Here is a 12,684-nt window from a genome sequence, read left to right as displayed (position 1 = left end):
CGTGAATTAAGGGTGAAGACGGCGGTGGTGGTGAATGGCGGCGACAATCGCCGGCGTTAAGCGGGCGAAGTCGCCGGCGGGCGCAACGGCGGGCAGTGGCGTCGCTTTCGGCGCCGCAGCCGGTTCGGGGAAGAAGCGGTTGACGGCGGCGGACATCCCCTGGATGGCGAAAATCAGCAGAAACAGAAACGCCAGCACGAACCCCATGCCGAGGCACATCAGGGTGAAGCCTTCACCCAGCAGTACAGCTTCAGTCATTGAAAGACCCTAAAGTAAGGGCACGACGGCGTGTTTGAAGGTTAACCAAACGATACTTCCGGCTAAGGAGTAGGGGGGATTTCCCGAAGCCGCCCCCGGCTCTGGCCCCTAACTGGCATCGCTGTGGTTGACGCTCAAACATCGCCATCGTGCGTGTTGGTTACATCATCATGCCGAACACAATGCTGGCGATGACCAGCACAATACCGCCGCCCAGACGGGAGGAGATTTGCGCATAAGAGATAAGATTCATACGGTTACAGGCAGAGAGCACTTCCAGGTCGCCTGAGCCGCCGCGGTTAGCCATGCACAGGCCTGCGGTGATGGCGGATTCGATCGGGAAGAAGCCAATCATCCAGCCGCCGATGGCCGCCCCGACGACAGCACCCACGACGATTACCGCAGCGATGATGACGTTCGCGAAGGTAATCGCGTCGATAATTTCCTGCAGGTCGGTGTAGCACACGCCGACCCCGACCATCAGTACCCACAGCAGCTGCTTAGAGAAGAAGTCAGACAGGCGTTTGGCCCCGGCTTTGATCTCCGGCGAGCAGAGGCCGGAAGCGTTCAGCGCCGCGACGATCAGCACCATCCAGGCGAAATAGTGGATTGAGACACCGCCAATGCTTGGCAAAATTTTCTTGGCAATGACGTAGGCCAGCAGGAAACAGGTGGTGGCGAGCACCAGGCCGACTGCCGTTTCGCGATGGGTAATCTGGCCTGCTTTTTCATCATCATCAACTTTAAAGGAGGCTTTACGTACCAGTTCGCCTTCCCCGCTCAGCCAGGTGTGTTTTTTACCGATAATATCGAGCAGCGCGGCAAAAACGATGGCGAAGATATTGGCGATGGTCAGAATGGCAATCGCGGTGGAGTAGTACTCTTCACGGGAGCGGCCGGTGACGGAGTGATAAATTTCAGACAGCGGAACCGCGCCTGCGCCGTTGCCGCCGCCCATAATCGGCAGGACGTACAGCATCATGATGCGGTCTACGGAAATACCGAAGCACAGGCCGATGATAATCCCGAAGATAGATGCGCCGAGGATCCCCATAAGGATCGTCGGAATATAACCCAGCAGCGATTTCAACAGCAGTTTACGGTTAACCGAGAGAATGGCGCCAGTTATCAAAACTGCGATGAATAAGTTCAGGAAGTTGCTTTTATCCATCACATTAGTGATTGCATCAATTTCTTTTTGGGTAAAAATGCCTGCGTAAACGAAATAAGCGGCGACGAGGAAGATCATCACCGGCGCGCCGCCAATATATTTATTAAATATCGGCAGCCGCTTGCCAATCTCGCCAAAGATGGCGCCGATAATAAACATAATGGCAAAGCCGCCAACCAGGTCGGTGGGTAACGCATTAAAGAAGTGGGAAAGTAATAGCGTAATTAACGCAAACGCATAAAGGGGTAACGGCATGCCGAAGATTTTAAATCCCAGCAGGTCGCTTACGCCCTTTTTCTCCGTCGCCGGAGCCTGGCTCATGTTAGTCATAAACGTTATCCTGTTTATCAATGAAGTAATAAGACCGGCGCATAGTAATAAATAGACTCAGTGTTAAGGTGTGATAACCTTCACTGAATACTCGTGTTTTTAATTAATTTAATTATTTTTATTATGCTGAATGAATTAACAACATAAAAACCATAAAGCCAATTAAGCGACGGGAAAAATTGTGATTTAAATACAAGAATCGATAGCCGAACGCTGGCGAAATACAGGTCGTTTTGGAATAACGAAGCGCTAAAAAATGACTCTGATATTAAAACGCGTTCTGCTACGGAAGGATAAATCGCGGCGAGAGGCGATTGACCTCTTTCTCCGTCAGCATCAGCTCTCATTAGAGGCTGATTGCGAAATGGCCATTGTCGCCGAGTATCAGCAGCGGCTGGTCGGCTGCGGCGCCATCGCCGGCAACGTCCTGAAGTGCATCGCTATCGACCCCTCGCTGCAGGGGGAGGGGCTGAGCCTTAAGCTACTGACAGAATTACTCACCCTGGCCTACGAGCTGGGGCGCAGTGAACTGTTTTTATTCACTAAGCCCTGTAACGCCGCGCTCTTTGCCGGCGCCGGATTCTGGCCAATCGCGCAGGCCGGCGATCTCGCCGTGTTACTGGAAAATAGCCGCGAACGGCTGACCCGCTACTGCCGCCAGCTGGCGATGTACCGTCAGCCGGGACGCAAAATCGGCGCTATCGTGATGAACGCCAACCCGTTCACGCTCGGCCACCGCTGGTTGGTGGAGCAGGCGGCCCGTCAGTGCGACTGGCTACACCTGTTTGTGGTGAAAGAGGATGCCTCCCGTTTCACATATCAGGATCGCTACACGCTAATCGAAAAAGGGATTGCCGGCATCGACAAGGTAACGCTGCATCCCGGTTCGGCATACCTCATCTCGCGGGCCACCTTCCCCGGCTACTTCCTCAAAGAACAGGGGGTGGTGGATGACTGCCACAACCAGATCGATCTCCAGCTGTTCCGCGAACATTTAGCCCCGGCGCTGAAGATAACCCATCGTTTTGTCGGCACTGAGCCGCTGTGTTCGCTGACCCGCCATTATAACCAGCGTATGAAAGCGTTGCTGGCAGCGCCAGGCGACGCGCCGCCTGTTGAAGTGGTTGAGCTGGCGCGGATCGAAAAAAACGGCGGGCCGATATCGGCTTCCAGGGTGCGCGAACTGTACCGGCAGCGCAACTGGCAGGCGGTGGCGGCGCTGGTGCCGCCGGGAACCCTCTCTTTTCTGATGCAACTGGCGGAAAGCGAACATCAAACCGCCTGATTTTTACGCCATAACAAAGGATTTGCCTCTATGGAAATGAAGATTGACGCCCTGGCCGGCACGCTGGAGTCCAGCGATGTGATGGTCAGGATTGGGCCGGCGACGCAGCCGGGCATTCAACTGGAGATCGACAGCATTGTGAAGCAGCAGTTTGGCGATGCGATTGAGCAGGTGGTCAGAGAAACCCTGACGCAGCTCGGCGTTAGCCAGGCCAACGTGGTGGTGGATGATAAAGGGGCGCTGGAGTGCGTTCTGCGCGCCCGGGTTCAGGCTGCGGCCCTGCGCGCGGCGCAACAGTCTCAATTGCAATGGAGCCAGCTATGAAACCACGTCGCAGTATGCTGTTTATCCCCGGCGCCAATGCCGCCATGTTAAGTACTTCATTCGTTTACGGCGCCGATGCGGTGATGTTCGACCTTGAAGATGCCGTTTCGCTGCGCGAGAAAGATACCGCTCGCCTGCTGGTGTATCAGGCGCTGCAGCATCCGCTGTATCAGGATATCGAAACCGTGGTGCGCATTAACCCGCTAAATACGCCGTTTGGTCTGGCCGATCTGGAAGCGGTGGTACGTGCGGGTGTGGACATGGTACGTCTGCCGAAAACCGACAGCAAAGAAGATATTCATGAACTGGAAGCCCACGTTGAGCGGATTGAACGCGAGTGCGGCCGGGGAGTGGGTAGCACCAGGCTTATGGCGGCCATCGAGTCGGCGCTGGGGGTGGTAAACGCGGTCGAGATCGCCCGCGCCAGCCCGCGTCTGTCGGCCATCGCGCTGGCGGCCTTCGACTACGTTATGGATATGGGCACCTCCCGCGGCGACGGCATTGAGCTGTTCTATGCCCGCTGCGCCGTGCTGCATGCTGCGCGGGTCGCCGGCATCGCCGCCTATGACGTCGTGTGGTCGGATATTAATAATGAAGAGGGCTTCCTCGCGGAAGCGAATCTGGCGAAGAACCTCGGCTTCAACGGGAAATCACTGGTCAACCCGCGCCAGATCGAACTGCTGCACCAGGTCTATGCCCCGACGCGAAAAGAGGTCGACCATGCGCTGGAGGTGATTGCCGCGGCGGAAGAGGCAGAGTCGCGCGGTCTGGGCGTGGTGTCGCTGAACGGCAAGATGATCGATGGACCGATTATCGACCACGCGCGCAAAGTGGTGGCGCTTTCAGCTTCCGGTATTCGTGATTAAGGGGAATAAGATGAAAGAGACAGTAGCAATGCTTAATCAGCAGTATGTGATGCCGGAAGGATTGACCCCTTACAGCGGCGTGACGGCGAAAAGCCCATGGCTGGCCAGTGAGACGGAAAAGCGGCGGCGTAAAATCTGCGACTCGCTGGAAACGGCAATCCGTCGTTCCGGCCTGCGAAACGGCATGACCATCTCGTTCCACCACGCGTTTCGCGGCGGTGACAAAGTGGTCAATATGGTGGTGGCGAAGCTGGCGGAGATGGGCTTTCGCGATCTGACCCTGGCGTCCAGTTCGCTTATCGACGCTCACTGGCCGCTGATCGAGCATATTAAAAACGGCGTGATCCGCCAGATCTACACCTCCGGCCTGCGCGGGAAGCTCGGCGAGGAGATCTCCGCCGGGCTGATGGAAAATCCGGTGCAGATCCACTCTCACGGTGGTCGCGTACAGCTGATCCAAAGCGGTGAGTTGTCCATTGACGTGGCGTTCCTCGGCGTTCCCTGCTGCGATGAGTTTGGCAATGCCAACGGCTTTAGCGGTAAGTCGCGCTGCGGCTCGCTGGGCTACGCGCGCGTTGATGCGGAACATGCCAAATGCGTCGTGCTGTTGACCGAAGAGTGGGTGGACTACCCTAACTACCCGGCCAGTATCGCCCAGGATCAGGTGGATCTGATCGTTCAGGTGGACGAAGTAGGCGATCCGGAAAAAATCACCGCTGGCGCCATTCGTCTGACCAGCAATCCGCGCGAGCTGCTGATCGCCCGCCAGGCGGCGAAAGTGGTCGAACACTCCGGTTACTTTAAAGAGGGGTTCTCGCTGCAGACCGGTACCGGCGGCGCCTCGCTGGCGGTGAGCCGCTTCCTGGAAGACAAAATGCGCCGCAACGGTATCACCGCCAGCTTCGGCCTTGGCGGCATCACCGGGACGATGGTCGATCTGCATGAGAAAGGGCTGATTAAAACGCTGCTCGACACCCAGTCGTTCGATGGCGATGCGGCGCGCTCGCTGGCGCAGAACCCGAACCACGTCGAAATCTCTACCAATCAGTATGCCAGCCCGGGTTCCAAAGGGGCCTCCTGCGAGCGCTTAAACGTGGTAATGCTCAGCGCGCTGGAAATTGACACCGACTTTAACGTCAACGTGATGACCGGCTCCAATGGCGTGCTGCGCGGCGCGTCAGGCGGCCATAGCGATACCGCCGCCGGCGCGGATTTGACCATCATTACCGCGCCGTTAGTTCGCGGCCGCATTCCCTGCGTCGTGGAAAAGGTGCTGACCCGCGTGACGCCGGGAGCCAGCGTGGATGTGCTGGTCACCGACCATGGCATTGCGGTAAACCCGGCGCGCCAGGACCTGATCGACAATTTACGCAACGCCGGTATTGCGCTGATGACCATAGAGGAACTGCAGCAGCGCGCGGAGTTGCTGACGGGCAAACCGAAAGCGATCGAATTTACCGATCGGGTGGTGGCGGTAGTCCGCTATCGCGACGGTTCGGTCATCGATGTGATCCATCAGGTGAAAAACAGCGACTAAGCGCAGAGGGGAAAGGCTATGAGCGACGTGTTAATTCAACCTCCGCGTGTGCTACGCGGAAAACCACTGAGCGCCGAAGAGGTGGTCAGCGCGGTAGAGCGCGCGCTGTTGACCGAAGTTCGCCTGACCCCTAAGCCCGGGCTGGTGGATATTCGTAACGCTGGCGCGCACCGGGATATGGATCTGGCCTCGTTTGAGGCCAGTACCGCGGTGGTGGCGCCGTGGATGGAGAAGTTTTTTATCATGGGCCACGATACCGCGGCGGTCGCGCCGGAGCAGGTGTTGATGATGCTGCGTCCGGTGGGAATGGCCTGCGAGAACGATATGCTGGAGGCCACCGGCGGAGTGAATACCCATCGTGGGGCGATCTTCGCTTTTGGCCTGCTCAGCGCGGCAGCGGGCAGGCTGGTCTCGAAAGGCGAGCCGATAGAGCAGCACCGGCTTTGCGACCAGGTGGCGCGCTTCTGTCGCGGCATGGTTATGCAGGAATTGTCCTCCGCCAGTGGGGAACGGCTGAGCAAAGGCGAGATGCATTTTCTGCGTTACGGCTTCTCCGGCGCCCGCGGCGAGGCGGAGAGCGGATTCCTGACTGTGCGCACCCAGGCATTACCGGTCTTTAACCGCATGATGGAGGAGACCGGCGACAGCAATCTGGCGCTACTGCAAACCCTGCTGCATCTGATGGCATGGAATGATGACACCAATCTGGTGTCACGCGGTGGGCTGGCCGGATTGAACTATGTCCAGCAGGAGGCGCAGCGGCTGCTGTGGCAGGGCGGCGTGCTGGCTGACGGTGGGCTGGAGGCGTTGCGCCAGTTTGATGACGATCTGATTGCCCGCCATCTTAGCCCCGGCGGTAGCGCCGATCTGCTGGCGGTGACCTGGTTTTTATCCGCGTTTCCCGCCGGCGCGCTTTTCCCGCTGTAACCCTCTGCAACATCGCCCTCGCCCGCACCGTGCGGGCGGGGCATCATCATTCGCATCCTGGTTCTCACTGCGTAAACGAGGAATTGCGGCACAATCATATAGTTTTTACTGATATCGTCCGCCGTTTGTCATAAATTTCTAATTATCGGCGTTTTTGAGTAGCGGCCCGCTGACGGGCTGGTTACTCTGAAAACAATTTACGTAATGTTAACAAAAGAGAATAGCTATGCATGATGCACAAATCCGCGTGGCCATCGCCGGCGCGGGCGGCCGGATGGGACGCCAGTTAATTCAGGCTGCGCTGCAGATGGATGGAGTGGCGCTGGGCGCGGCGCTGGAGCGTGAAGGATCCAGCCTGGTGGGCAGCGACGCCGGCGAGCTGGCGGGCGCCGGCAAAGCGGGCGTCACGGTGCAGAGCAGCCTGACGGCGGTAAAAGATGATTTCGACGTGTTGATCGATTTTACCCGCCCGGAAGGCACGCTGAACCATTTGGCGTTTTGCCGCGACCACGGCAAAGGGATGGTCATCGGCACCACCGGTTTTGACGACGCTGGCAAGCAGGCGATTAGCGATGCCGCGCAGGAGATTGCCATTGTCTTTGCCGCTAACTTTAGCGTCGGCGTCAATGTTCTGTTAAAGCTGCTGGAGAAGGCGGCGAAGGTGATGGGCGACTACACCGACATCGAAATTATCGAAGCGCACCATCGGCATAAAGTGGATGCGCCTTCAGGCACCGCGCTGGCGATGGGCGAAGCGATCGCCGGGGCATTGAACAAAGATCTCAAGGACTGCGCAGTCTACAGTCGTGAAGGCCACACTGGCGAACGCGTCCCGGGCACCATTGGCTTCGCGACCGTCCGCGCGGGGGATATCGTCGGTGAACATACAGCGATGTTTGCTGATATTGGCGAACGTATTGAGATCACCCATAAAGCCTCCAGTCGGATGACATTTGCTAATGGCGCGGTTCGCTCTGCATTATGGCTGAAAGGCAAGAAAAATGGCCTCTTTGATATGCGAGACGTGCTGGAACTGAATAGTTTATAACGATTATTACCCATCGTGATGTGGTTATTGCTATCAATAAGTTATTGATGCAAGGGGCAATATTTTGTTGCCCTTTTTTATTTTTAGCTATTTTTGTTTGTTGTTCATCTGAGAAGGCTATAAGTTTGGATGTTGTTCGGTTTTTTAGTGAACGAAATGTAAATTTTGACCATTTGGTCCACTTTTTTGCCGTTCAGCGCCAGGTTTTACACTCTTCGCCGTCCGCAAGCGTTTTCTCAGCCAGGTTTGTTGATCTTTTTGGCGTAAAAATCACGTGTTATGCGCCAGTGGCGTAAAATGACATTAAAAATCTCCGCTTTAAGTTGACTTTTATCCGACATCTCTCCAGAATGCCGCCGTTTGCCAAAAATCTGCGGGCAACAGATTTGCATTGATTCAGATCGTGTTTATGAATTAATATGCAAATAAAGTGAGTGGATATTCTCTGGAGGATGTTTTGATTAAGTCAGCGCTATTGGTTCTGGAAGACGGAACCCAGTTTCACGGTCGGGCCATCGGGGCAACCGGCACGGCGGTTGGGGAAGTCGTTTTCAATACTTCAATGACCGGTTATCAAGAAATCCTCACTGATCCTTCCTATTCCCGCCAAATCGTCACTCTTACTTATCCTCATATTGGTAATGTCGGCACCAACGCCGCCGATGAAGAATCTTCTCAGGTACATGCTCAGGGTCTGGTTATTCGCGACCTGCCGCTGATTGCCAGCAACTTCCGCAGTACCGAAGACCTCTCTTCCTATCTGAAGCGCCATAACATTGTGGCGATTGCCGATATCGATACCCGCAAGCTGACGCGTCTGCTGCGTGAGAAAGGGGCGCAGAACGGCTGCATCATCGCGGGCGACAGTCCGGATGCCCAGCTGGCGCTGGAAAAAGCGAAAGCGTTCCCTGGCCTGAACGGCATGGACCTGGCGAAAGAAGTGACCACCGCAGAAACCTACAGCTGGACGCAAGGCAGCTGGACCCTGGCGGGCGACCTGCCGGAAGCGAAAGCGGAAAGCGAGCTGCCGTTCCACGTCGTCGCGTATGACTTCGGCGCGAAACGCAACATCCTGCGCATGCTGGTTGACCGCGGCTGCCGCCTGACGGTGGTGCCGGCGAAGACTTCGGCGGCGGATGTGCTGGCGCTCAATCCGGACGGCATTTTCCTCTCCAACGGTCCTGGCGACCCGGCGCCGTGTGATTACGCTATCGACGCGATTGAAAAATTCCTGGAGACCGATATTCCGGTGTTCGGCATCTGCCTCGGCCATCAGCTGCTGGCGCTGGCGAGCGGCGCCAAGACCATTAAAATGAAGTTCGGCCACCACGGCGGCAACCACCCGGTGAAAGATATTGATAATAACGTGGTGATGATCACCGCCCAGAACCACGGTTTCGCCGTGGATGAGGCGACGCTGCCGGCCAACCTGCGCGTGACCCACAAGTCGCTGTTCGACGGCACCCTGCAGGGGATCCATCGCACCGACAAGCCGGCGTTCAGCTTCCAGGGCCACCCTGAAGCGAGCCCGGGGCCGCACGATGCCGCGCCGCTGTTCGACCACTTTATCGAGTTAATTGAGCAATACCGTCAGTCCGCGAAATAATCAGGAGTAAAAGAGCCATGCCAAAACGTACAGACATAAAAAGTATCCTGATTCTGGGCGCGGGCCCGATTGTTATCGGTCAGGCGTGCGAGTTTGACTACTCCGGCGCCCAGGCCTGTAAAGCCCTGCGCGAAGAGGGCTACCGCGTTATCCTGGTGAACTCTAACCCGGCGACCATCATGACCGACCCGGAAATGGCCGATGCCACCTACATCGAGCCGATTCACTGGGAAGTGGTGCGCAAAATCATCGAAAAAGAGCGCCCGGACGCGGTGCTGCCGACCATGGGCGGCCAGACGGCGCTGAACTGCGCGCTGGAGCTGGAGCGTCAGGGGGTGCTGGCTGAATTCGGCGTGACCATGATTGGCGCCACCGCCGATGCGATTGACAAGGCCGAAGACCGTCGCCGTTTCGATATCGCGATGAAAAAAATCGGTCTCGACACCGCGCGTTCCGGTATCGCCCACACGATGGAAGAGGCGCTGGCGGTAGCGGCTGACGTCGGCTATCCGTGCATCATCCGTCCGTCGTTCACCATGGGTGGCACCGGCGGCGGCATCGCCTATAACCGCGAAGAGTTCGAAGAGATTTGTACCCGCGGCCTGGATCTCTCTCCCACCAACGAGCTGCTGATTGATGAATCGCTGATCGGCTGGAAAGAGTATGAGATGGAAGTGGTGCGCGATAAGAACGACAACTGCATCATCGTCTGCTCTATCGAAAACTTCGACGCCATGGGGATCCACACCGGTGACTCCATCACCGTTGCGCCGGCGCAGACCCTGACCGACAAAGAGTACCAAATCATGCGTAACGCCTCGATGGCGGTGCTGCGTGAAATCGGCGTCGAAACCGGCGGCTCTAACGTTCAGTTCGCGGTCAACCCGAAAAACGGTCGCCTGATCGTTATCGAAATGAACCCGCGCGTTTCCCGCTCCTCGGCGCTGGCCTCCAAAGCCACCGGCTTCCCGATTGCTAAAGTGGCCGCCAAGCTGGCGGTAGGTTACACCCTCGACGAGCTGATGAACGACATCACCGGCGGCCGTACCCCGGCTTCCTTCGAGCCGTCCATCGACTACGTGGTCACGAAAATCCCACGCTTTAACTTCGAAAAATTCGCCGGCGCCAACGACCGTCTGACCACCCAGATGAAGTCCGTCGGCGAAGTGATGGCGATTGGCCGTACCCAGCAGGAGTCCTTGCAGAAAGCGCTGCGCGGTCTGGAAGTGGGCGCCACTGGCTTCGACCCGAAAGTGAGCCTCGACGATCCGGAAGCGCTGACTAAAATCCGCCGCGAACTGAAAGACGCCGGCGCTGAGCGTATCTGGTACATCGCCGACGCGTTCCGCGCGGGCCTCTCGGTTGACGGCGTCTTCAACCTGACCAACATCGACCGCTGGTTCCTGGTGCAGATTGAAGAGCTGGTCCGTCTGGAAGAGAAAGTGGCGGAAGTGGGCATCAACGGCCTCGACGCTGACTTCCTGCGCACCCTGAAGCGTAAAGGCTTTGCCGATGCGCGTCTGGCGAAGCTGGCGGGCGTGCGGGAAGCGGAAATCCGCAAACTGCGCGACCAGTATGATCTGCACCCGGTCTACAAGCGCGTGGACACCTGCGCCGCGGAATTCGCCACCGATACCGCCTATATGTACTCCACTTATGAAGAAGAGTGCGAGTCCAACCCGTCCGTTGACCGCGATAAAATCATGGTCCTCGGCGGCGGCCCGAACCGTATCGGTCAGGGTATCGAATTCGACTACTGCTGCGTACACGCCTCGCTGGCGCTGCGCGAAGACGGTTACGAGACCATCATGGTCAACTGTAACCCGGAAACCGTCTCTACTGACTACGACACTTCCGACCGTCTGTACTTCGAGCCGGTCACCCTGGAAGACGTGCTGGAAATCGTGCGCATCGAGAAGCCAAAAGGCGTTATCGTGCAGTACGGCGGCCAGACGCCGCTGAAGCTGGCGCGCGCGCTGGAAGCCGCAGGCGTACCGGTTATCGGTACCAGCCCGGACGCTATCGACCGTGCGGAAGACCGTGAGCGCTTCCAGCACGCGGTTGACCGTCTGAAGCTGAAGCAGCCGGCGAACGCCACCGTCACCGCCATTGAACAGGCGGTAGAGAAAGCGAAAGAGATTGGCTACCCGCTGGTGGTGCGTCCGTCTTACGTGCTGGGCGGCCGGGCGATGGAGATCGTCTATGACGAGCAGGATCTGCGCCGCTACTTCCAGACTGCGGTCAGCGTCTCCAACGACGCGCCGGTGCTGCTGGACCGCTTCCTCGACGACGCGATTGAAGTGGATGTTGATGCTATCTGCGATGGTGAAATGGTGCTGATTGGCGGCATCATGGAGCATATCGAGCAGGCAGGCGTTCACTCCGGCGACTCCGCCTGTTCCCTGCCAGCCTACACCCTGAGCAAAGAGATTCAGGATGTGATGCGCGAGCAGGTGCAGAAGCTGGCCTTCGAGCTGCAGGTTCGCGGTCTGATGAACGTCCAGTTCGCGGTGAAAGATAACGAAGTCTATCTGATTGAAGTCAACCCGCGTGCGGCGCGTACCGTGCCGTTCGTCTCCAAAGCCACCGGCGTACCGCTGGCGAAAGTGGCGGCGCGCGTGATGGCCGGTAAGACGCTGGCGCAGCAGGGCGTGACCAAAGAGATCATCCCGCCGTACTACTCGGTGAAAGAGGTGGTTCTGCCGTTCAACAAATTCCCGGGCGTTGACCCGCTGTTAGGGCCAGAAATGCGCTCCACCGGGGAAGTGATGGGCGTCGGCCGCACCTTTGCCGAAGCGTTCGCCAAGGCGCAGCTGGGCAGTAACTCGACCATGAAGAAACAGGGGCGCGCGCTGCTCTCCGTCCGCGAAGGCGACAAAGAGCGCGTGGTCGACCTGGCGGCGAAGCTGCTGAAGTTTGGTTTCGAGCTGGATGCAACCCACGGTACCGCGATTGTGCTGGGCGAAGCCGGCATCAACCCGCGTCTGGTGAACAAGGTGCATGAAGGTCGTCCGCACATTCAGGACCGTATCAAGAATGGCGAATACACCTACATCATCAACACCACCGCAGGTCGTCAGGCGATTGAAGACTCCAAGCTGATTCGCCGCAGCGCCCTGCAGTACAAAGTGCACTATGACACCACCCTGAACGGCGGCTTTGCCACCGCGATGGCGCTGAACGCTGACGCCACCGACAAGGTGATTTCGGTTCAGGAAATGCACGCGCAAATCACCAAATAAGCGCTCCGGCCTGGCCGGATAGCAACAAACCTGGGCTGACGACATCGTCAGCCCATTTTTTTGGGCTGCGGCCATCTTCAGAGAGTTCTG

At 57.6% G+C, this 12,684-nt stretch carries 10 protein-coding genes; 8 read left to right on the top strand and 2 right to left on the bottom strand.

Annotation, left to right across the window (positions count from 1 at the left end; genetic code table 11):
* Nucleotides 1–6: 6 nt before the first annotated feature.
* Both LGM20_RS21690 and citS read right to left on the bottom strand, forming a co-directional pair.
* Nucleotides 7–258, bottom strand: a complete 252-nt coding sequence (locus LGM20_RS21690; protein WP_044520980.1) for an oxaloacetate decarboxylase subunit gamma — start codon at nucleotides 256–258, stop codon at nucleotides 7–9.
* Between the two features lie 160 nt (nucleotides 259–418).
* On the bottom strand, nucleotides 419–1,759 hold the full coding sequence (gene citS, locus LGM20_RS21685) for a citrate/sodium symporter CitS (RefSeq protein WP_023291938.1): 1,341 nt from the start codon (nucleotides 1,757–1,759) through the stop codon (nucleotides 419–421).
* Between the two features lie 256 nt (nucleotides 1,760–2,015).
* Here citS and citC point away from each other — a divergent pair, with 256 nt between their 5' ends.
* The 8 genes from citC to carB all read left to right on the top strand — a co-directional run bounded on the left by citC (nucleotide 2,016) and on the right by carB (nucleotide 12,594).
* The gene (gene citC, locus LGM20_RS21680) at nucleotides 2,016–3,044 is read left to right on the top strand and encodes a [citrate (pro-3S)-lyase] ligase (RefSeq protein ID WP_044520982.1); all 1,029 of its coding nucleotides are present in this window, start codon (nucleotides 2,016–2,018) and stop codon (nucleotides 3,042–3,044) included.
* A gap of 30 nt (nucleotides 3,045–3,074) precedes the next feature.
* Nucleotides 3,075–3,368 carry a citrate lyase acyl carrier protein gene (gene citD, locus LGM20_RS21675; protein WP_023291940.1) on the top strand — a complete coding sequence of 98 codons (294 nt, stop codon included), beginning with the start codon at nucleotides 3,075–3,077 and terminating at the stop codon, nucleotides 3,366–3,368.
* Entirely contained in the window at nucleotides 3,365–4,234 is an 870-nt protein-coding gene (gene citE / locus LGM20_RS21670; RefSeq protein ID WP_044520983.1) for a citrate (pro-3S)-lyase subunit beta, read from the top strand. The genes citD and citE overlap by 4 nt, the downstream gene beginning before the upstream one ends.
* Nucleotides 4,235–4,244: 10 nt before the next feature.
* Nucleotides 4,245–5,771 carry a citrate lyase subunit alpha gene (citF, locus tag LGM20_RS21665; RefSeq protein WP_032429096.1) on the top strand — a complete coding sequence of 509 codons (1,527 nt, stop codon included), beginning with the start codon at nucleotides 4,245–4,247 and terminating at the stop codon, nucleotides 5,769–5,771.
* 18 nt (nucleotides 5,772–5,789) lie between these two features.
* Nucleotides 5,790–6,698 carry a triphosphoribosyl-dephospho-CoA synthase CitG gene (gene citG / locus LGM20_RS21660; protein WP_044520984.1) on the top strand — a complete coding sequence of 303 codons (909 nt, stop codon included), beginning with the start codon at nucleotides 5,790–5,792 and terminating at the stop codon, nucleotides 6,696–6,698.
* A 226-nt stretch (nucleotides 6,699–6,924) separates the two neighbouring features.
* Nucleotides 6,925–7,746: a 4-hydroxy-tetrahydrodipicolinate reductase gene (gene dapB, locus LGM20_RS21655; protein ID WP_023291944.1), complete on the top strand. Its 822-nt coding sequence runs from the start codon at nucleotides 6,925–6,927 to the stop codon at nucleotides 7,744–7,746.
* 457 nt (nucleotides 7,747–8,203) lie between these two features.
* Nucleotides 8,204–9,352 (top strand): glutamine-hydrolyzing carbamoyl-phosphate synthase small subunit, encoded by a 1,149-nt coding sequence (gene carA / locus LGM20_RS21650; RefSeq protein WP_023291945.1) that lies wholly within the window; start codon nucleotides 8,204–8,206, stop codon nucleotides 9,350–9,352.
* Between the two features lie 17 nt (nucleotides 9,353–9,369).
* Nucleotides 9,370–12,594 carry a carbamoyl-phosphate synthase large subunit gene (gene carB / locus LGM20_RS21645; protein WP_004204267.1) on the top strand — a complete coding sequence of 1,075 codons (3,225 nt, stop codon included), beginning with the start codon at nucleotides 9,370–9,372 and terminating at the stop codon, nucleotides 12,592–12,594.
* Nucleotides 12,595–12,684 lie beyond the last annotated feature (90 nt).

This window comes from Klebsiella quasipneumoniae subsp. quasipneumoniae (assembly GCF_020525925.1).
Taxonomy (GTDB): domain Bacteria; phylum Pseudomonadota; class Gammaproteobacteria; order Enterobacterales; family Enterobacteriaceae; genus Klebsiella; species Klebsiella quasipneumoniae.
Note: the sequence above shows the minus strand (reverse complement) of the source record. Positions and strands in the feature narration are given on the sequence as shown.

Bases quoted from the DNA above. Each gene is read 5' to 3' on its own strand.
- LGM20_RS21690 (WP_044520980.1), bottom strand. From the start codon at position 258: ATGACTGAAGCTGTACTGCTGGGTGAAGGCTTCACCCTGATGTGCCTC.
- citS (WP_023291938.1), bottom strand. From the start codon at position 1,759: ATGACTAACATGAGCCAGGCTCCGGCGACGGAGAAAAAGGGCGTAAGC.
- citC (WP_044520982.1), top strand. From the start codon at position 2,016: ATGACTCTGATATTAAAACGCGTTCTGCTACGGAAGGATAAATCGCGG.
- citD (WP_023291940.1), top strand. From the start codon at position 3,075: ATGGAAATGAAGATTGACGCCCTGGCCGGCACGCTGGAGTCCAGCGAT.
- citE (WP_044520983.1), top strand. From the start codon at position 3,365: ATGAAACCACGTCGCAGTATGCTGTTTATCCCCGGCGCCAATGCCGCC.
- citF (WP_032429096.1), top strand. From the start codon at position 4,245: ATGAAAGAGACAGTAGCAATGCTTAATCAGCAGTATGTGATGCCGGAA.
- citG (WP_044520984.1), top strand. From the start codon at position 5,790: ATGAGCGACGTGTTAATTCAACCTCCGCGTGTGCTACGCGGAAAACCA.
- dapB (WP_023291944.1), top strand. From the start codon at position 6,925: ATGCATGATGCACAAATCCGCGTGGCCATCGCCGGCGCGGGCGGCCGG.
- carB (WP_004204267.1), top strand. From the start codon at position 9,370: ATGCCAAAACGTACAGACATAAAAAGTATCCTGATTCTGGGCGCGGGC.